Raw genomic sequence first — 19,627 nt, forward strand, 5'->3', positions numbered from 1 at the left:
GTGTCACTGACGCTTTGGCAACAGTGCCTGGACAACCTGCAGGATGAGCTGAATTCACAGCAGTTCAATACCTGGATACGCCCGCTGCAGGCAGAAGAAGGAGAGTCCAACGAGTTGCGCTTATTGGCGCCGAATCGTTTTGTGCGCGATTGGGTGAGCGATAAGTATGCCAAGCGAATCAGTGAGCTGATGCGTGAACTCGCGCCAGCAAAACCGCCGAAAGTAAGTTTAACGGTGGGTAGCCGTCGCTTGGCAACACAAGCACCTCAGCATCGAGATTTAGGAAATCCTGTCTCGGCTTCTCCATCGCGACCTTCGGCACCCGCAGTGCATACCCCTCCGCGCGGTGATATCGCCGATGAGCGCGAAATCGACAAGTTGCGCGATGAAGCGCCAGGGCGACGTAATAATGAGCGTCAGGTACAGGTAGAAGGCAGTCTGAAACATGGTAGTGGGCTAAATCCAAATTTTACTTTCGATACCTTTGTTGAAGGTAAATCGAACCAACTGGCCCGTGCTGCCTCGCGACAAGTCTCAGAAAACCCTGGTGGTGCTTATAATCCATTGTTTTTATATGGTGGCGTGGGGCTTGGTAAAACCCACTTAATGCATGCCGTGGGCAACGCATTGGCAACCCGGCGTGAAAATGCCCGTGTGGTATATCTGCACTCAGAGCGTTTCGTCGCCGACATGGTCAAGGCGTTACAGCTCAATGCGATTAATGATTTCAAACGCTTTTATCGCAGTGTTGATGCATTACTGATTGATGACATTCAGTTTTTTGCTGGCAAAGAGCGTTCGCAAGAAGAATTTTTTCATACCTTCAACGCACTTTTGGAAGGTGGCCAGCAAATGATACTTACCTCTGATCGCTATCCTAAAGAGATTAGCGGTGTAGAGGAGCGTCTGAAATCACGCTTTGGTTGGGGCCTCACGGTGGCGATTGAACCGCCTGAGCTTGAAACCCGTGTCGCGATCTTGATGAAAAAAGCTGACCAAGCTAAGGTCGATTTGCCTCACGACGCTGCTTTCTTCATTGCTCAGAAAATTCGTTCCAACGTTCGCGAATTGGAAGGCGCATTGAAAAAGGTCATTGCTGATTCGCACTTTATGGGCAAAACGATTACCCAGGATTTTATTCGCGAATCGCTGAAGGATTTATTGGCACTTCAAGACAAACAGGTAGGCGTCGATAATATTCAGCGCACGGTCGCCGAGTATTACAAAATTAAAGTGTCAGACTTGCTTTCCAAACGGCGTTCACGGTCGGTTGCTCGGCCCCGACAGGTGGCGATGGCGCTTGCCAAGGAGCTAACCAATCATAGCTTGCCGGAAATTGGCGATGCCTTTGGTGGGCGCGACCACACAACGGTGCTTCACGCTTGCCGAAAAGTGAAATCACTGCAGGAAGAGAGCGCGGATATTCGAGAGGACTATAAGAATTTACTGCGCCTGTTGACCAGTTAATCAATCCATTTGAGGGACCTGTTTGTTATGCCTAGGTCTTTCAGGATAAAGAACCGGAGTATTGATGAAATTTTCGATTTCCCGAGAGGCGCTGCTACGTCCGCTGACTCTGGTCGCTGGTGTTGTCGAGCGCCGACAAACGTTACCTGTCCTTTCCAACGTATTGATTCAGGTAGAGGGCGACCAAGTGTCGCTCACAGGTACCGACTTAGAGGTAGAACTGATTGGACGCACGGTGGCCAGTCAGGTGGATCAGGCGGGTGCTGCGACAGTACCTGCTCGTAAGCTGATGGATATTTGTAAATCTTTGCCCGACCAGTCTGACATACAGCTAGCCGTCGAAGAGGGGCGGGCCGTACTACGCAGTGGACGGTCGCGTTTTACACTCTCCACTCTTCCGGTAGCTGAGTTTCCCAATATCGAAGATGCCGACGGTAGCCAGGAGATTAGTGTACCTCGCGGTACCCTTAAGCACCTGATTGAAGCGACTTCTTTTGCCATGGCGCAGCAGGATGTGCGTTATTACCTCAACGGTATGCTGCTGGAAATTCAAAGCAATTTACTGCGCACGGTCGCAACTGACGGGCACCGTTTGGCGATGTGCTCGCGACCAATCGAAGTCTCTGTTAGTCAGTCTCAAAAGCTGATTGTACCCCGTAAAGGGATTTTAGAGCTGTCGCGCTTGTTAGATGATAGCGACGAACCCGTCAGCCTGACGCTTGGTTCCAGCCATGTCCGTGCCCACACGGGCGATTTTACCTTCACTTCTAAGCTCATCGACGGCAAGTTTCCCGATTATGAACGTGTCGTGCCGCGCAATGGCGATAAAGTGCTGATTGCTGAGCGTGCTGAACTGCGCCAAGTGCTTTCGCGCACCGCCATCCTCTCTAATGAGAAGTATCGTGGTGTACGGCTTTACCTGGAAGAAAATAATCTTAAGGTTATGGCTAACAACCCGGAGCAGGAAGAAGCCGAGGAGAATATCGCCGTTGAGTATAATGGCGGTGCGATGGAAGTTGGTTTTAACGTTGGCTATCTCGTCGATGTACTGACAGTGCTTAATGAAGAGCGTGTGCAGATTACCCTGGCCGACCCTAATAGCAGTGCGTTGCTTGAAGAGCCCGGTGGTGGTGATGCGCTCTACGTCGTCATGCCGATGCGCCTGTAAGATACGTATCATTTTGAGAAACAGGCGGCTCAAAAAAGCTACGACAGCGGTGCTTCTGTTATCAGAAGCACCGCTTCCTCGTTGGGTGCAAGGCCTTTTATTTGTTATTTTTTTAAGTGGTGATATGACATGAGTCTGTCATTACTTAATTTCCACGGCCTGCGTAATCTCCTGCCAATCGAGATGACTCCCTCATCGCGAATTAATGTTATTAGCGGTGCCAATGGCAGTGGTAAAACCAGCCTGCTAGAGGGGATTCATATTCTTGGGATGGGGCGCTCGTTCCGGACCCGCCAGCTAAAGCACGCCATTCAAGCTGACGAGCCACATATGACGCTTTACGGCCGTTTAAGTGGTGAGCCAGAGGTTACCCTTGGTGTGCGCCGGTTGCGTTCTCAGAGAGAGCTAGAGCTGCGTCTTAAAGGGGATAAAAATGCCCGTTTGGCCGAGTTGGTTGAGGCGATGCCGCTGCAATTGATTAACCCCGACGCTTTTAGGCTGCTGGAAGGTTCGCCATCAGGACGCCGTGAGTTTCTCGACTGGGGAGTGTTTCACGTGAAACATGACTTTTTGAGAATCTGGAAGCGTACCCGGCGTGCGTTGAAACATCGGAATGCACTGCTCAGGCGTGGTAGAATACAACCTCAGGAAATGGCGGTATGGGAGCAGGAACTAGCCATTTGGGGCGAGCAGATGGATACATTACGCCTTGCGTGGTTTAGTGATTTTTTACCAGTCTTTGAAGAGACGCTTAAAGTGCTACTTCCACTGCCCGGGCTATCGCTTCATTACGCACGGGGATGGGATAAAGAACGGACTCTTTCGACTGTGTTACACGATAGCCGATTAACAGATCAACAAATGGGCTTTACACAACAAGGTCCTCAACGAGCAGATTTGCGTATCCGGGTTAACAAACAACCTGCTGTAGAAGTGCTTTCCAGAGGCCAGCAAAAGTTAGTGGTGAGTGCCTTAAAACTCGCCCAAGGGCGGTTTCTGGAAAGAACAGCACAGCGACAATGTATTTATCTTATCGACGATTTGCCGGCAGAGCTCGATGAAAAAAATCGGCATCAGTTTTGTGAATTGCTCGAAGATATGCAGTGCCAAGCATTTATTACCAGCGTCGAGCCTTCTGCGTTAAGAAATACCTGGCAGCCTGACACTTTGGTGAAGATGTTTCACGTGAAACATGCCGAACAAGGGCTCAGCCAGTTAGTGCTGGCCAGCTAGCGCGAAAGGTAGACGATACGGAACGAGACAGACTTCACGACGGAGTGGTCAATGAGCGAGCAGGCTTACGATTCATCAAGCATTAAGGTGCTCAAAGGGCTGGACGCAGTGCGTAAGCGTCCAGGTATGTATATTGGTGACACCGACGACGGTACCGGGCTGCACCATATGGTCTTCGAGTTGGTGGATAACTCCATTGATGAGGCCTTGGCTGGGCATTGCAGCGAGATTCGCGTTGTCATTCACCCGGATGAGTCGGTGACCGTTAGTGATAACGGGCGTGGCGTACCCACTGAACTTCACGAAGGGGAAGGGGTATCCGCTGCTGAAGTTATCATGACGGTGCTGCACGCAGGCGGTAAATTCGACGATAACTCCTATAAAGTTTCCGGTGGTTTACACGGTGTTGGTGTTTCTGTCGTAAATGCATTATCCGCGGAGCTGCGCTTAACGATTTGGCGCCAAGGCGAAGTGTTTGAGCAGATGTACCGTCACGGTGTGCCACAAGCGCCACTGGGCGTTGTGGGCAAAACGGAAAAGAGCGGTACGCGAGTGCATTTCCGTCCTTCTCCTGAAACCTTTGGTAATATCGAGTTCCATTTCGATATTTTAGCCAAACGGCTGCGCGAACTTTCCTTTTTGAATTCCGGCGTGGCGATACGCCTGCTAGATGAACGCAGTGGTAAAGAGGAGCTGTTCCACTACGAAGGCGGTTTAAGAGCCTTTGTAGATCACCTCAATACCAATAAAAGCGTGATTAACCCCGTCTTTCATTTTAATGCTGTTCGTGATGATGGCGTTGAAGTGGAGGTGGCGATGCAGTGGAGCGAAGCCTTCACTGAAAACATCTTTTGCTACACCAACAATATTCCCCAGCGTGACGGTGGCGCCCACTTGGCGGGCTTCCGCGCGGGGCTTACACGTACGCTCAATAACTATATTGAAGCTGAAAATCTGCTCAAAAAAGCCAAGGTAAATACCACGGGCGATGATGCGCGTGAGGGCTTAACGGCTATTATTTCAGTAAAAGTCCCGGATCCTAAGTTCTCGTCGCAAACAAAAGATAAGCTTGTCTCCAGCGAAGTGAAGACGGCGGTCGAGCAGGAAATGAGCCGTCTCTTTTCTGATTATCTTATTGAAAAGCCAAACGAAGCTAAAGCAATCGTTAATAAGATGCTGGATGCGGCGCGGGCGCGTGAAGCCGCACGCAAGGCGCGCGATATGACCCGCCGCAAAGGCGCACTGGATATTGCTGGCTTGCCTGGCAAGCTGGCAGATTGCCAGGAAAAAGATCCAAGCCAGTCCGAACTCTACTTGGTGGAGGGTGACTCGGCAGGTGGTAGTGCCAAGCAGGGGCGCGACCGTCGTACCCAGGCGATTTTGCCGCTCAAGGGTAAAATCTTGAACGTCGAAAAAGCACGTTTTGATAAGATGCTCTCATCAGCTGAAGTGGGCACGTTGATCACTGCACTGGGCTGCGGCATTGGGCGCGAAGAGTTCAACCCCGATAAGCTGCGTTACCACTCGGTTATTATCATGACCGATGCGGATGTCGATGGCTCCCACATTCGTACGCTGCTATTAACGTTCTTCTTCCGCCAAATGCCGGAACTGATTGAGCGTGGCCATATCTTCATCGCTCAGCCGCCGCTGTATAAAATCAAGCGCGGTAAGCAAGAGCTTTATCTCAAAGATGAGCAGGCGATGGTGGACTACTTGACCACCACAGCCCTGGACGGCGCTGGCCTGCACGTTAACGCCAATGCTCCCGGCATTTCTGGATCGCAGCTAGAAGCGCTGGTGAATCAGTACCGTAATGTCATGAAGCGTATCGACCGCTTGTCTCGGGTTTACCCCAATGAAGTACTCAAGCAGATTATTCATGCTTCGGCACTGAAAGGTGAGGAAAGCCTGAAAGATCGCGTGACCATGCAAAACTGGATTGATGAACTGCAGAAAACCATGGATGACATGGTGGCCTATGAAGGCGGTCCGCGTTATCACTTCCACCTTCAAGAAGATACAGAGCGTGGGCTCTTCCTGCCTACCGTATCGCTGGTAGCTCATGGCGTTACTACGGATTACTCATGGGGGCTGGACTTCTTTGAAAGCGCTGATTATCGAGGTATTGCGGAACTAGGCGAAACCTTGGATGGCTTCCTTGAAGAGGGCGCCTTTATCGCCCGCGGCGAACGTCAGAAGCCCGTTTCTCACTTCTCCGAAGTACTGGCCTGGCTGATGCAAGAGGGCCAGCGTGGTCTATCGGTACAGCGTTATAAAGGCCTGGGTGAAATGAACCCGGATCAGCTCTGGGACACCACAATGGATCCCGATAGCCGTCGTATGCTGCGTGTCACGATCGAAGACGCCGTGGCTGCAGATATGATGTTCAACACGCTGATGGGGGATGACGTTGAGCCACGTCGCGACTTCATCGAAACAAATGCGCTGGTGGCTAACCTCGACGTATAAGAGACGTTTGCTACTGTCGCCCTATGTTTCACGTGAAACATAGGGCTATTAAAAAAGCGCCGCTATGAGACTAGTGGCGCTTTTCTTTTATAAGATATAAGAGGGTATCTATTGTTTCGTAGTGATTAGCCAGTCCACAAAGTGAGCTAAATCATCAAAAGTATGTGCTTTTTCAAGCCCTTCGCCCTTTGCCTCAGTTTTAGTTCCTTTCCCCGTTCTAACCAGTACGGAACGACAGCCTACAGCTTCGCCCGCTTGTAAATCTCTCAGACTGTCTCCCACCATCCAGCTCCCTGTCAGGCTTGTCAGTCCCAACCGCTGCTGAATCTGATAAAGCATTCCAGGTAGTGGTTTACGGCATGAGCATTTATCGTCAGGTCCATGCGGGCAGTAGGCGATGTGAGTGATGTGTCCACCTTCCTTTTCCACCAACGCTAACAAGCGATCATGCATACTCTGGAGCGTTGCTTCATCATAATAGCCACGAGCGATGCCCGATTGATTGGTCGCTACCACCACTGTAAATCCCGCATGGCTGAGGCGACCGATGGCGGCAATTGAAGAGGGGTAGGGCACCCACTCATTTAAAGATTTTATGTAGGCATCAGAATCATGATTAATGACGCCATCACGATCCAGGATGATAAGTTTTTCGGCACTCAGCATGGAAATCCTGTTGGGACAAGTTATCGGCGATACTTTCTGTTTGCTATTTATGTCGACTATCTTACCTCGGACTAGCAAAAGTGTTTCACGTGAAACGCTTTTATTGCAGTCAATAAAAAGCCCAGCCGTGAAGGCTGGGCGCTGGACTAGGATTGGTCCTTATCAGACGACTACTGAGGTAGAAGCGAGATATCGGCTACTTCTAAAAAGAGCGCTTGAAGGCTAGCGAGTAGGGCTAATCGATTGCGCTGAATAGCCGGGTCATCTGCCATCACCATTACTTGATCAAAAAAGGTGTCAACCGGCTCACGCAGGGTAGCAAGAGTATCTAATGCTTGCTGGTATTCACCTGCAGCAAATAGCGGCGCCACCTGCGCCTGACGACCTGTTACCGAGTCGAACAGGGCCCGCTCGGCATCTTCTTGCAGTAAGCTGTGATCGACCTGTGTACTAGTATCGTGCTCCTGCTTGCTCAAAATATTAGAAACACGCTTATTAGCCGCCGCCAGCGCTGCGGCCTCGTCACGCTGCGCAAAGGCCTTGACGGCCCGTAGCCGGCGAGCGAAGTCGAGAGGGTTAGTCACTGGTCGTGCACGCACGGCAAGGTACATTTCAGCACTGATGCCTTCTTCCTGGCCCCAAGCGCGGAAGCGATCAAGCATATACGTCAGCACATCCTCAACTAGGCCATCAGCCTTGGGCAGGTCCTGGTGCTGCTCAACGGCCACCGTGAGGAGTTCGCGTAGATCAAGATTTAGCTCACCTTTGACCAGAATATTAAGCACACCAATCGAGGCGCGACGAAGCGCGAAAGGGTCTTTTGCACCGGTTGGGCGCTGGCCAATGCCGAAGATGCCTACTAGGGTATCTAGCCGGTCAGCCAACGCTAGTGCTTTCCCTGTCGCGCTTTGCGGAATGGTATCGGTAGCAAAACGGGGTAGGTACTGCTCTTCAAGCGCTTGGGAAACGTCAGAGGCTTCACCATCCTGCTCGGCGTAGTAACGTCCCATGGTGCCCTGTAGTTCGGGGAACTCGAGCACCATCTCCGTCACAAGGTCACATTTGGCAAGCGCCACGGCGCGCTGGGCATGAGAAATATCACCACTGATGCGCTCGGCAATAAATGTCGCGATGGCGGTGCTGCGGCGTGCTTTATCCGCCAGGGTGCCTAGTTGCTGCTGGAAGACAACGCTTTCTAGCTGGGGAATACGCGAAGCCAATGTGCGCTTACGGTCGGTGTCGTAGAAAAACGCTGCATCGGCTAGGCGTGGGCGAATGACTTTTTCGTTTCCGGCGATAACCTGATCGGGGTCGGCGCTGTCGATATTGGCAATGGTAATAAACAAGGGTTTCAGCTTGCCAGCGTCGTCCAGCAGGTGAAAATATTTCTGATTGGCCTTCATCGAGGAGATTAGGCACTCGGCGGGCACCTCCAGGAAGCGCTCATCGAAACTACCAGTAAGTGCTACCGGCCATTCAACCAGACCGCTCACTTCTATCAGAAGATCTTCATCAATGACGGCGGTAGCTTCCTGCACTTCAGCTTCGGCCAACACCTGCTCGCGGATGCGTTCGCGGCGTTGCACACGATCGACCAGCACGTAAGCGTTTTCCAGCGTAGCCACGTACTCATCGGCGTGGGTTAGCTGGATAGCATCAGGGGCGTGGAAGCGATGACCGTAAGTGGTACAGCTTGCCTGTAGACCCAGCGCTTCGGCGGCTACGACATCGCTACCGTAAAGTGCCACCAACCAGTGAACCGGGCGAGAGAACTCAACTCGTGAAGCTCCCCAGCGCATGTTTTTAGGCACAGGGAGAGTGCTGATGGTTTTGCGGATAATGTCGGGCAGCAGTGCCTGAATGGATTCTCCCGGCTGCTGTTCGCGAAAGCCAAGCCAGGTACCTTTATCGGTTTCCAAATGAATCAGCTCGTCGACGCTGACCCCGCAAGAGCGGGCAAAGCCTTCCGCGGCTTTAGTGGCAACGCCATCCTTAAAGGCTGCCGCCAGCGCAGGGCCACGACGCTCAACGTCACGGTCAGGCTGTTTGTCAGCCAACTCCGATACTTGAACCGCTAAACGGCGCGGGGTAGCAAAGGCGGCCACATTGGCGAAGGGAACGTCAGCGTCTTGCAGGCCTTTTTCAATGCCTGCTGCAAATGCATCGGAAAGTGCATCGAGGGCGGAGGGCGGGAGCTCTTCTGCACCAAGTTCTAGTAAAAGCGTGTTAACAGCCATTAGTCGTCTCCCTGATCAGCGAGCAGCTCTTGTAACAGTTCTCGGCGAAGACTTTCTGGCGCCATAGGGAAACCTTCGGCCTTACGTGACTCAAAGTAGGCGGTAGCAACATCTCGCGCCATGGTGCGAACGCGTAAAATAAAACGCTGACGCTCGGTGACCGAAATGGCGTGACGGGCATCCAGCAAGTTAAACGTATGCGATGCTTTTAGTACCTGCTCGTAGGCGGGCAGTGGTAGGCTCGCGGTGAGCAGCTTGCCACACTCTTTTTCCTGATGATCAAAGTTAGCAAATAGCTGATTAACATCGGCGTGTTCGAAATTGTAGGCAGACTGTTCGCGCTCGTTTTGCAGATACACATCGCCATAGGTGACCTTGCTGCCATCCGGGGCAATTGCCCAGACAAGGTCATAGACGCTGTCGACGTCTTGCAGGTACATGGCGATACGCTCAAGCCCATAGGTCAATTCGCCGGTAACGGGGTAGCACTCAATACCACCGGCTTGCTGGAAATAGGTAAACTGGGTAACTTCCATACCGTTTAACCAGATTTCCCAGCCTAGACCCCAGGCGCCCAGGGTAGGCGATTCCCAGTTATCTTCGACAAAGCGCACATCATGAACCAAGGGGTCGAGACCGAGCCGCTTGAGTGAACCCAGATAGAGCTCTTGCAGGTTGCTTGGCGATGGCTTCATAACGACCTGGAACTGATAGTAATGCTGGAGGCGGTTAGGGTTCTCGCCGTAGCGGCCATCTGTGGGGCGCCTTGAAGGCTGCACATAAGCAGCGTTCCAGCTTTCGGGGCCAATTGCCCGCAAAAATGTCGCTGGGTGGAAGGTGCCTGCGCCGACTTCCATATCGAGCGGTTGAAGGATGACACAGCCCTGTTCTGCCCAGTACTGCTGCAGAGCCAGGATCAAGCCCTGAAAGGTCGACACATCAGGTGTCGATTGGTTTGTCGAGACACTCATCGCGGAAAGCACCGTTGGCCATGAATTCATAAGGCGTCAAGTATACAATCCTAGGCAGATGGGTTATAGGCACGTATGCCAACAAGCTGCTTTAGGCAAGGAGAACAGTATGATTGTAGTAACAGGCGGTGCTGGTTTTATCGGGGCCAATCTAGTTAAAGCGCTGAACGCCCGCGGACGAAATGATGTCATGGTGGTTGATGATCTGCGCGATGGCACCAAATTCATTAACCTAGCCGACTGTACGTTGGCGGATTATCTTGATAAGGATGATTTTCTCGCCAGAGTGAAAGCAGCCCTGCGCGGGGAAAGTGTCGACCTACCTAAAATTGACGCTATTTTCCATGAAGGCGCCTGCTCGGATACCACCGAGTGGGATGGCCACTATATGATGGAAAATAACTTTGAATATTCTAAAGTTCTGCTTAATTACTGCGAGCAGCAGGGGATTCCCTTTCTATATGCCTCATCGGCGGCTACCTATGGAGGTAGCGAGATATTTAAAGAGGTGCCTGAGTATGAAAAGCCGCTCAATGTATACGGTTATTCAAAGCTTCTGTTTGATCAGCACGTGCGTTCGCGCTGGAGTGAGTTGACCACACAAGTGGTGGGTTTTCGCTACTTCAACGTATATGGTCCGCGCGAGCAGCATAAGGGCAAGATGGCCAGCGTGGCCTACCACAATCATCTGCAAATTCGTAATGGCGAAACCCTGAAACTGTTCGGCGCTTATGGGGGGTACGAAGCGGGGATGCAAAGCCGCGACTTTGTTTATGTCGGCGATGTGGTTGATGTGAATCTATGGTTTTTGGATCATCCCGATAAATCCGGCATTTTTAACCTGGGAACCGGACGAGCAGAGCCCTTCAAAGCCATTGGCGAGGCTGTCATCGATTTCTATGCTAAAGGAGAGATCGACTACATTGCATTTCCAGAAGAGCTAAAAGGACGCTATCAGAGCTATACCCGAGCTGACATTAGCGAGTTACGCGCCAGTGGCTGCGATGTTGAGTTTAAAACGGTTGCTGAAGGGGTCAAAGCCTACCTGGAGTGGTTAAATGGCTAACTCAGCTCAGCGTTTGCTGGTGATAGGCCCCTCCTGGGTAGGTGATATGGTCATGGCACAAAGCCTATTTATGACCTTAAAAGCCCGCCAGCCAGGCGCGACAATAGGCGTGGTCGCACCTGCGTGGTCACAGCCAATTTTAGAGCGCATGCCAGAGGTAGACGAAGTGCTGCCGCTGGCAGTGGGGCACGGTGAATTTGGCTTGGCCAGCCGGCGTGAGCTCGCCAGCCGATTACGAGGGCGCTTTGATCGCGCCATTGTCTTACCACGCTCCTGGAAAGCGGCGTTGGTGCCTTTTATGGCGCGCATTCCTGAGCGGGTTGGATTTGTCGGCGAGCATCGTTATGGACTCCTCAAGGAGCGCCGAAAACTCGACAAACAAGTGCTTGATCAAACGGTAAAGCGGTTTGTGTCGCTAGGGTTGCCTCTTGAAGAAGCGGCTAGCGGCGACTTTGCACTGCCCAAGCCGAGGCTACAGGTTGACCGCGATAATCTGGTCAATTTACGGCTGACACATTCGCTTTCATCTCGCACGGCAATCGGCATGATGCCGGGTGCTGAGTACGGCCCCGCTAAGCAGTGGCCGATCAGTTACTTTCACCGTTTAGCAAAACGGTTGGTAAAAGAAGGTTTTGAAGTCCGCGTGCTGGGTGGGGCTAAGGATCATCCAGCGGGAGAGGAAATTACCCATGGGCTTGCCCATGCCCATAACCTGTGTGGCAAAACTCAGCTAGCGGATGCGGTTGATTTACTGGCGGACTGCCAACAAGTGGTTACCAATGACTCGGGCTTAATGCATGTGGCCGCAGCGGTAGGCACCCGCATCCATGCCTTATATGGCTCTTCATCGCCTGCCTATACACCGCCACTGACCGATAATGCAGTGATTCACTACCTAGGACTCTCCTGCTCTCCCTGCTTTCAGCGCACTTGCCCGTTAGGACATACCAATTGCCTTAATCAGTTGAGCGTAGACCAAGTTTATCAACAGATACATGCGGCTCCTCAGCGGGAGAACGTAATCGCTAATGGATGAGTTCAACTTCATCGGCTAGGTCGGCAGGTGTCTCTACTGTTTGGTCTTTAGATGATGGCATGTCGGTCTCACGGCGTTGAGGGGAGATGCCTTCCCAGAGGCGGTGCTGCAGCGCTGTCTCTTCCTGCAAACGCTCATTGAGTACTTCAATACCGTGAGCTTCCACCAGTGTTCGTTTATCGCTAAACAGTGAAGCGCCCAGCCCGGCACGCTTCCCTTCTAAGCGAAAGCCCAGCGCATCGAGTATCGTGGGAAAAACATCCAGCATGGTGGCATCGCGACGAATACGCTGTGGCTGGATATCGTCACCTAGCATAATAAGCGTATTGTCGCGGTCTAACGCCGTTAATTGATCCCACACCGACACTCGCATCGTCAGATGATCGCTGAGTACGACTACTAAGGTGTTATCAAGAAGACCTTCTGTTTCAAGGCGATCAATCAAACTTCGGGCCAGCCATGTTGAGCACTTCACCGAGTAAAGAATATCCTGCCCATCGAATTCGCCCTGTTGTTCCACACACGATTGAGAGGGGTAGCCGTTGGGTGCATGGCCTGCCAAGTTAAGGCTTACCACGCCCCAGGGGCCATTATTTTCTTTGTCTAATCGCCGTATCTCGTCGGCAGTGATATCATAAAGTGTGTCGTCATACAGCCCCCAGCTATTGACGTATTCAGGATCCTCCAGCAAAGGCTCTAAATCTTCACGTCCTCTTACGGTATCGAAATGATGCCCACGGTAAAACAGCCCCTTACCCGCAAACTGGGTGCTGGCCCCGCCTAAATAGCTAAGCTGGTAACCCTGCGCGGCGAGTATATCGCCAAGGCAGTCGACGCCAGGAACCACCTTTGAGAGAGGTTCAAACTGGCTGTCGTGGAGTAATCCTGCCGGCATCAGTGGCACGCCGCATTGGCTGGCTATCATGCCTGCCATTGTCCAGCCGGTGTTATCCATCTGACGGACTCCCTCAAATACCGCACCTCGCTCACCCAGCGCATTGAGATCGGCATACGCATCTTCAAAAAGCTCGTTAGCGTAGGTGCGTTCAATGCTTTCTAAATACAGGAGAAGTAAATTAGGAGGATTTCTTAGTTCTTCAACGGGAGGCGGCTGATAACGGCGATCCAACCAGGCACCATCGTCGGTAACGATTGCCGCGCTGCGCTGACCAAGGCCGTAAAGCAAGGGATTGCTAGCCAATAATACAATAGCGAAAAAGCGCTCCGATAACCGCCAGCGCTGGTCATGACGTGATAGCCATGTAACAGACGCCAGCACGCTGACCATTATTCCTGTATAGAGGAGGGCCATAAGCATTTTGCCAGCACCACCGTGCTCAGCCATGCCTGCCTGTAGATGAAAAAAAACCGCGCCTAGGTCGACAATACCGAAACTATCCGCCAAATAAACGTAAATACCCCAAAGGCTTAACGGTAAAAGCGACCAAGGCCACATTTTGCGGTAACGAGCATTGACAGGCTGCCCCCAGCGCAGCTTTAGACCCACACCAATCCACACGGCCGCTACAAAAAATAGCGTCCACCAAGGCAGGCGGGTCAGTACCGTGACGGTATAGCCCAGGCAGAGGCCAATAGTGACTAGTGGCAGCCTAGGAGTTAGTTTTAATGAGGTGAACGCGAGCATCCGTCTCCTGGCGAGTAGAGTGGCGTTAAGTCGGTAAGACAGGCCGTAAAATTGTTACGCTCAATGCCTGCGAGTGCAAGCCCGAAGCGGTCATGCCTTCTGCGTCATAGTGACGAGCATGCGTTAGCGACTTCTTTTGTAAATTCGGGGATGGAACAGGCATCAAAATTATACTAAACATCGCACGCTATAAAAGTTCTGGCGATAGGGGCCTGTTCTTTCCCGGCCGTACCTAACGGTACAGTGGGTTTATCAATAACCATCCATGCGCTAGTTGGAGCAGCGGGGGCGCCAACATATGGCCTGCTCTTCCAGCTTCATCTGGTGGCGTCCCCACAGCAATAAATAGAAAATTGCTTTCTTAGATGGTTTTCGCGGTATCGGTCGTAATGCGTAGGTGCCCACGTCCTGAGTCACAAGCTCCATTAGGTCCGACTCATAAACGGGATATTAATAGTGACCACCTTGTATGGTTAGCAATAATCAAGAGCTTAACATGGGGCGCAAAAACAGCACGAACAATGAGTGCCGTCATGTCGACCACTGGCCAAAGAGCCCGAACGGTGGCCCAATGCCAGTAAATTAGCGCTGATGGTTATTACCCAGTCGGGCGTAGTTTTCATGGCTTAGGCGTGTTAATGGCATTGGCAATTAACTCCGCTACTTTTCGCGCGCCCTCCACGGAGAGGTGATCGTCATCAAAGTAAAATGCCTTGCCGTTTTGGCCGGCGAAGCAGGTTTCGATACCACATAGCAGGGACTCAGGGCGAATCACTACTACGCCTTCTGCCGGGGAGAAGTGGCGCTTGAAATACGCCGTCCTGCGCTCCCACCAGCCACGATTGACGCCTTGTATGACCTCCGGTGAGCCACCCAACCGATACACTTCCTGATCGATGAAAAACGGCAGTTCCGGTGCCTGAGCAACGTAAATCACCTGTTTTCCGGCCTGTACGAGCACGTCAAGCATGGCTTCCAGGCTTCGCAGGAGTTCTTGTCTCTCCTCGGCGGTAGTGCTGGTAGGTAGGGCGGGGTAAGAATCACTGTGATCCCCCCATAGTGCGGCATGAATGCGGTAGGTGATCACTACCTGACGGATAGTGTCATGGCGAGCGAGGTAGTCGATGGTTTGGCGCGTCCATGTTGCGCAAGGGGTATCGGCGTTCGACAGGTAGGTCGGAGCACAGCCACTGAAGGTAAAGTGTTGCACACCGGTAGCTCCGTCGAGGGTTTGCGCCACAGCATATGCCAGCTCCACAGCATGGCTGTCACCGAAAACAGCAACACTGCCGTTGAGTTGGTTATATTGGCATGCTTGTTCAGGGGGTATGGCATAGGAATTATTAGAGTGGCACTGCTTACGATATAAACTTTTTCGAGCCGTGGCTAAGTAGTCTTGCTGCATGGGTGTCAGGTTCAGCCGTGCCGGGAGGCCATCGGTAGCATCGCCGTACATGCCTGTGGTGATAAACCCAAATGATGCCACAGCCGAGGCGATAAAAATGGTCTTGCGTAAGCCCATGGATCCTCGCTTGCGAAACGGTGCTTCCACGTATTTCCAACTGAACAGGGCGAGTACCAACGACAGCAGAGAAAGCCCGGCCATTAATGGCCACTCCGGCGAGGAGACGCTTTTAATGCGGGCAAAAGCAAGCAAAGGCTGGTGCCATAGGTAAGCGCTGAAGCTGATCAGGCCGATGCCCACCAGCACTTTTTGAGATAGCAGCCGTGCGGTGAGCGTACGGGCTGAGCCGTAGAGAACGATCAGCGCAGTGCCAATAACTGGTAGCAACGTATATAACGAGGGAAACGGAACGTCTTCGTCGAAAAATAAGATGCTATACAGAATCAGCCCCAGCCCAACAAGCGAGAGCGTGGTGCTGGGCATAACAGCACGCCTTGCCAGCAACAGAGCGCACAGCGCGCCAGCACCCAGTTCCCAAGCTCGGGTTGGCAGTAGATAGAAGTTGGCAGACGGAGCATTTCGCCAGCCCCACTCGGCGGCGAGTAGGCTAAGAGCGGTAAGCGCGATGACTGAATAAAACACCGGCCGGCGGCCAAAGCGCCACAGTAAGAGCAAGATGACAGGAAAGATGATGTAGAACTGCTCTTCGACGCCCAAGCTCCAGGTATGTAGCAAGGGGTTTTCTTCAGCGGCCGGAGCGAAATAGCCGGACTGCTTCCAGAACAGCACGTTCGATGAAAACAAGCTGATGGCCATGAGCGCCTTGGAAAAATCCTGGAACTGGGAGGGTACCATCCATATCCAGGCGAAAGGCAAACAGCACAGCATGACAAAAAACAGCGCGGGGAGAATACGTCGTGCTCGCCGTTCGTAGAAGCTCACAATAGAGAACGAGCCCTTGTCCAACTCGTCGACAAGAATGGAAGTAATCAGGTAACCGCTAATAACAAAAAATACGTCAACCCCGACGTAGCCGCCAGAAAACCATGAAAAACCGGCGTGAAAAAAAATTACGGGGAGCACGGCCACGGCCCTTAGCCCGTCAATTTCCTGTCTATATTGCATGAAGTGTGAGGCTCTTTTATATGTAACTGGCAGGGGTTAGTAGGTCTGGTGGGTGCGCCTCAGATAATGCTCGAATACCCACAGCGCAATCAGCTTTTCCCGAAATGGGTGATAAAAGTCGGCGATATAGCGGTTGGCGTTTTGGATAATAGTCTGGGCCTCTTCGGGGCAGGATAGGTAGTAATCGATCTTTTCGTGTAAATCGGAAAAGTCGTCGCTGACCTCCACGTAGTGGTAGCCGGGAATCAGCGTGCCTTCCATGAGCCAAGTTTCATAAATAGGGCGCTTCATGAAACACAGGGAGTTGGAAGCCAAGATCCATTTCAGATTGGTGGCAACATCGTTGCCTTCAATACTGAAGATAAACTTGTGCTCTAACTGTTGCTCGATGGACATAAACGGTTTGCGATATGTGGCCGTTTCCGCATGGTTATCGGTTGCGCCGACATCGCAGCGATCCAAGTCACGGCACTGATCCAGAAAGCTACGCCGGTGCGGCTGGTGGGCCGCTCCCCGCCATACCAGCATGTCCTTTTTCGCATTGTAGCGGTAAGTGTCTTTTACCTTGTAAAAATGGCGCACGCTATTGAGCTTGAGCAGTATGGAGTTGCGGTTATCGCCGTAAATGGGCCGACTTTTGACGAAGGTGGGAACGTCTGGCACAAAGGTCTTGTCGCCAAAGCGGTAATGGTATGCCGCACTTTTGGGGAAGTACTTTGCTATATGATAGAAATCCAGATGGTAGGTGGATTTTCTCGAGCTGAGAATAAAGTCTCGGTTGCTGATGGCACTACTGGAAAGAGCGACGGAAGCATCAAGCTTGTTGTAATACGTTACCCGCGCTATGAGCGCTTCCTGCTCGACTGCAGGCAGGGTGTCGAATGCCGCCAGAATTGTCTCACGCCGGTTCCGGAACAGAGTTCTCGGTGGCAAGGCGCCAAGCAGGCCAGTGGTATAAAATATTAACTTGTGCAAACGATAAGCATTTTTTCCACTCATCATGAACGAGAGTCCTGGACAGTGCTGGGTGGGGCAAGAGGATAATAAAGCGCCATGTAGGCACTTGCCATGGCCTCCGGCGAGTAGTTGGTCAGGCGCTGAGAAGCGTTTTCTGCAAGTGTCTCACGTAATGTTTTATCGCGAAGCCTGACCAAATTCTGAGCCAGTGCTTCGCCGTCACCTGGTGGAAACAGTAGCCCCGTTTCACCAAGTTGGACAATATCCGGAATACCGCCAGCCTGACTAGCTACCACGGGCACCCTGGCATGCATAGCGTCTAGCAGTACTGAGCCTAAGCCTTCGTTGCGCGAAGGAAAAGCAAATACGTCTAGTGCAGGTAGATATTGGCCTATATCGGGCTGGAAGCCGGCCCAAATGACGTTGTCCAACGCCATGCTTTCCTGCTTTAGCGCTGCTTCATCTTCACCTCGGCCGAAAAAAACGAAAAGCATATCCGGTTGTGAGTCCTGCAGACGACGGGCGGCGTCAAGGAGTACGCGCTGCCCCTTGTGGCGGTCTACTAGTGCGCCTGCGTGCCCTACTATAAAGCGCCCAGGATAGCGTGCACGGAAAGCTTGTGCTATATCGGGATTGGGTGTTAGTGGAGTAAAGGCACTAGGAATCTTCACTACTGAGTGCGGGCTTAGCGGTTGTATGTTATCGGCAATAACTTGGGATAGTGCCACACAGCGGTATGCGTCTCGGTAGAAGGCTTGATTGCTGCGCTTGCGTTTGACCGGTGTATCCACTCGCCGTGTAATTAGGTATGGCGTACGAAAAAGCTGACGATGCAGCCATGCCCAATGTACCGCCTTGGCATCATGGGCGTGAACCAGGGTGGCGCGCCCGGCTTTGTAGTGACCTGCTAGCTGATGGCGAGCACTTACAAAATTTATCCCCGGGGTTTCGGACAGCTCTGCGCGGAGGAGTGAATCGGGCCGACACACCAGCGTTTGAGATGCCATGCCGACCTTATTGGCCAGTGCCTGGATCAGCAGCACCGTTTGCCGTTCGCCGCCGCGAAACCCTCGGGCCAGATTGACATGAATGATGTGCAAGATCGCATTACCGAAAGTTTGTGAGGTTAATGGCTGCTATAGTAGCATTTGTGCTCTATTCTGACAGGGCATTCAACATGCTGGCTGAGCTAAGTGCCGTAATCATTACACGTAATGCAGCTGCGACTCTTGCGCGTACTTTGGATGCGCTTGAAGCCGTAGGGGAAGTGATAGTTTATGATAACGGCTCCACCGACGAGACTCTTGATATCGCTCGGCACTACGCTAATGTCTCGCTCCACCAAGGTGAGTTCCTGGGCTTCGGCTCAACCAAACGCCACGCAGTGTTGCTTGCCCGCTACGACTGGATTTTGTCACTTGATGCCGATGAGGCGCCCACTGTTCAGTGGCTGGAGTCGCTGGCCGACTGGCTGCCAGGGGCCGATCTCGAACAAGTAGTGGAGGTGCACCGGGAAAACCAGTTGCTGGGCAAACCCGTACACCATTCTGGTTGGGGTGATGATTGGCTGATACGCGTGTTTCATCGCAGTCGACACAACTTCAACGATGCCGTGGTGCACGAATCAGTAATGGTTAATCGAACTACCCAAACTGTGCGCCTGGAAGGCTGCCTTGAGCATCTGGCAATCACCGACCTTGGTCAATTTCTGGATAAGATTAATCGTTACTCCACTCTGCGCGCGCAATCTGACAAACTCCGTGTTTATCCCGTAGCGTTTATTCTGTTGAAAGCGATGTTTGCTTTTTGGCGTGCTTATCTACTGCAGCGCGGTTTTCTTGACGGCTGGCGCGGGTTAATCATTGCCGTGGCTAATGCTAATGGTGTTTTCTGGAAATACATGAAACGCCGAGTCCGAGACTTGTGAACGAGCCGTGGATACCTCGCGTCATGCATCAAGACTATTCATTTTTAGATATTAACTATGACTACCGTCGGAGTTGGATGGTGCTCGGAGTATCGTGGTGCGTGGTTCAGTTAGAATTCAGTCGTACCCACGCTGGCTTCAACCCTAATAGTGGTGTAGTGGAGTTCGCATACTGGCTCTGGCTAGTGATGTGGTGGGGCGCTCTGCAAGGGTACCGGTCTATCCCCACGGATACGCTAACCTCTTCAACTA

Annotated in this window: 14 protein-coding genes; 7 read left to right on the plus strand and 7 right to left on the minus strand. The window is 52.2% G+C overall.

Annotation, left to right across the window (positions count from 1 at the left end; all coding sequences use genetic code 11):
* From dnaA to gyrB, 4 genes are all read left to right on the plus strand, one after another.
* Positions 1–1,467, plus strand: a complete 1,467-nt coding sequence (gene dnaA, locus ACW44H_RS00005) for a chromosomal replication initiator protein DnaA (protein WP_113270223.1) — start codon at positions 1–3, stop codon at positions 1,465–1,467.
* A 64-nt stretch (positions 1,468–1,531) separates the two neighbouring features.
* A complete protein-coding gene (gene dnaN / locus ACW44H_RS00010; RefSeq protein WP_457506130.1) occupies positions 1,532–2,635 on the plus strand; it encodes a DNA polymerase III subunit beta in 1,104 nt (367 codons plus the stop codon).
* Between the two features lie 129 nt (positions 2,636–2,764).
* The gene (recF, locus tag ACW44H_RS00015; protein WP_457506131.1) at positions 2,765–3,868 is read left to right on the plus strand and encodes a DNA replication/repair protein RecF; all 1,104 of its coding nucleotides are present in this window, start codon (positions 2,765–2,767) and stop codon (positions 3,866–3,868) included.
* 51 nt (positions 3,869–3,919) lie between these two features.
* Positions 3,920–6,340 carry a DNA topoisomerase (ATP-hydrolyzing) subunit B gene (gene gyrB, locus ACW44H_RS00020; protein ID WP_447045943.1) on the plus strand — a complete coding sequence of 807 codons (2,421 nt, stop codon included), beginning with the start codon at positions 3,920–3,922 and terminating at the stop codon, positions 6,338–6,340.
* 108 nt (positions 6,341–6,448) lie between these two features.
* Here the strand turns inward: gyrB and gmhB are convergent, their stop codons facing one another.
* The 3 genes from gmhB to glyQ form a co-directional block, all read right to left on the minus strand.
* Positions 6,449–7,006 carry a D-glycero-beta-D-manno-heptose 1,7-bisphosphate 7-phosphatase gene (gene gmhB, locus ACW44H_RS00025; protein WP_457506132.1) on the minus strand — a complete coding sequence of 186 codons (558 nt, stop codon included), beginning with the start codon at positions 7,004–7,006 and terminating at the stop codon, positions 6,449–6,451.
* A gap of 170 nt (positions 7,007–7,176) precedes the next feature.
* The gene (gene glyS, locus ACW44H_RS00030) at positions 7,177–9,243 is read right to left on the minus strand and encodes a glycine--tRNA ligase subunit beta (protein WP_457506133.1); all 2,067 of its coding nucleotides are present in this window, start codon (positions 9,241–9,243) and stop codon (positions 7,177–7,179) included.
* Positions 9,243–10,214 carry a glycine--tRNA ligase subunit alpha gene (gene glyQ / locus ACW44H_RS00035; RefSeq protein WP_457506134.1) on the minus strand — a complete coding sequence of 324 codons (972 nt, stop codon included), beginning with the start codon at positions 10,212–10,214 and terminating at the stop codon, positions 9,243–9,245. Before glyQ ends, glyS begins: the two co-directional genes overlap by 1 nt.
* A gap of 109 nt (positions 10,215–10,323) precedes the next feature.
* On the opposite strand from glyQ, the gene rfaD reads away from it, so the two are divergent.
* Together rfaD and waaF are read left to right on the plus strand one after the other, a co-directional pair.
* Positions 10,324–11,280 (plus strand): ADP-glyceromanno-heptose 6-epimerase, encoded by a 957-nt coding sequence (rfaD, locus tag ACW44H_RS00040; protein WP_457506135.1) that lies wholly within the window; start codon positions 10,324–10,326, stop codon positions 11,278–11,280.
* Entirely contained in the window at positions 11,273–12,316 is a 1,044-nt protein-coding gene (gene waaF, locus ACW44H_RS00045; protein ID WP_457506136.1) for a lipopolysaccharide heptosyltransferase II, read from the plus strand. The genes rfaD and waaF overlap by 8 nt, the downstream gene beginning before the upstream one ends.
* On the opposite strand, the gene ACW44H_RS00050 is transcribed toward waaF, so the two are convergent.
* The 4 genes from ACW44H_RS00050 to ACW44H_RS00065 form a co-directional block, all read right to left on the minus strand.
* On the minus strand, positions 12,306–13,961 hold the full coding sequence (locus ACW44H_RS00050) for a sulfatase-like hydrolase/transferase (protein ID WP_457506137.1): 1,656 nt from the start codon (positions 13,959–13,961) through the stop codon (positions 12,306–12,308). The two genes, waaF and ACW44H_RS00050, sit on opposite strands and share 11 nt — an antisense overlap.
* 619 nt (positions 13,962–14,580) lie before the next feature.
* On the minus strand, positions 14,581–16,449 hold the full coding sequence (locus ACW44H_RS00055; RefSeq protein ID WP_457506138.1) for an acyltransferase family protein: 1,869 nt from the start codon (positions 16,447–16,449) through the stop codon (positions 14,581–14,583).
* A 78-nt stretch (positions 16,450–16,527) separates the two neighbouring features.
* Entirely contained in the window at positions 16,528–17,493 is a 966-nt protein-coding gene (locus ACW44H_RS00060; protein WP_457506139.1) for a glycosyl transferase family 90, read from the minus strand.
* The gene (locus ACW44H_RS00065; RefSeq protein ID WP_457506140.1) at positions 17,490–18,548 is read right to left on the minus strand and encodes a glycosyltransferase family 4 protein; all 1,059 of its coding nucleotides are present in this window, start codon (positions 18,546–18,548) and stop codon (positions 17,490–17,492) included. The genes ACW44H_RS00060 and ACW44H_RS00065 overlap by 4 nt, the downstream gene beginning before the upstream one ends.
* 77 nt (positions 18,549–18,625) lie before the next feature.
* On the opposite strand from ACW44H_RS00065, the gene ACW44H_RS00070 reads away from it, so the two are divergent.
* Positions 18,626–19,375 carry a glycosyltransferase family 2 protein gene (locus ACW44H_RS00070; protein WP_457506141.1) on the plus strand — a complete coding sequence of 250 codons (750 nt, stop codon included), beginning with the start codon at positions 18,626–18,628 and terminating at the stop codon, positions 19,373–19,375.
* Positions 19,376–19,627 lie beyond the last annotated feature (252 nt).

The sequence above is a fragment of the Vreelandella sulfidaeris Esulfide1 genome (assembly GCF_054072535.1).

What these genes read in the sequence shown, in the direction of transcription:
- rfaD (WP_457506135.1), top strand. Translation starts at nt 10,324, where the DNA reads ATGATTGTAGTAACAGGCGGTGCTGGTTTTATCGGGGCCAATCTAGTT.
- glyQ (WP_457506134.1), bottom strand. Translation starts at nt 10,214, where the DNA reads ATGAGTGTCTCGACAAACCAATCGACACCTGATGTGTCGACCTTTCAG.
- glyS (WP_457506133.1), bottom strand. Translation starts at nt 9,243, where the DNA reads ATGGCTGTTAACACGCTTTTACTAGAACTTGGTGCAGAAGAGCTCCCG.
- recF (WP_457506131.1), top strand. Translation starts at nt 2,765, where the DNA reads ATGAGTCTGTCATTACTTAATTTCCACGGCCTGCGTAATCTCCTGCCA.
- ACW44H_RS00060 (WP_457506139.1), bottom strand. Translation starts at nt 17,493, where the DNA reads ATGATGAGTGGAAAAAATGCTTATCGTTTGCACAAGTTAATATTTTAT.
- ACW44H_RS00050 (WP_457506137.1), bottom strand. Translation starts at nt 13,961, where the DNA reads ATGCTCGCGTTCACCTCATTAAAACTAACTCCTAGGCTGCCACTAGTC.
- gyrB (WP_447045943.1), top strand. Translation starts at nt 3,920, where the DNA reads ATGAGCGAGCAGGCTTACGATTCATCAAGCATTAAGGTGCTCAAAGGG.
- gmhB (WP_457506132.1), bottom strand. Translation starts at nt 7,006, where the DNA reads ATGCTGAGTGCCGAAAAACTTATCATCCTGGATCGTGATGGCGTCATT.
- ACW44H_RS00070 (WP_457506141.1), top strand. Translation starts at nt 18,626, where the DNA reads ATGCTGGCTGAGCTAAGTGCCGTAATCATTACACGTAATGCAGCTGCG.
- waaF (WP_457506136.1), top strand. Translation starts at nt 11,273, where the DNA reads ATGGCTAACTCAGCTCAGCGTTTGCTGGTGATAGGCCCCTCCTGGGTA.
- dnaN (WP_457506130.1), top strand. Translation starts at nt 1,532, where the DNA reads ATGAAATTTTCGATTTCCCGAGAGGCGCTGCTACGTCCGCTGACTCTG.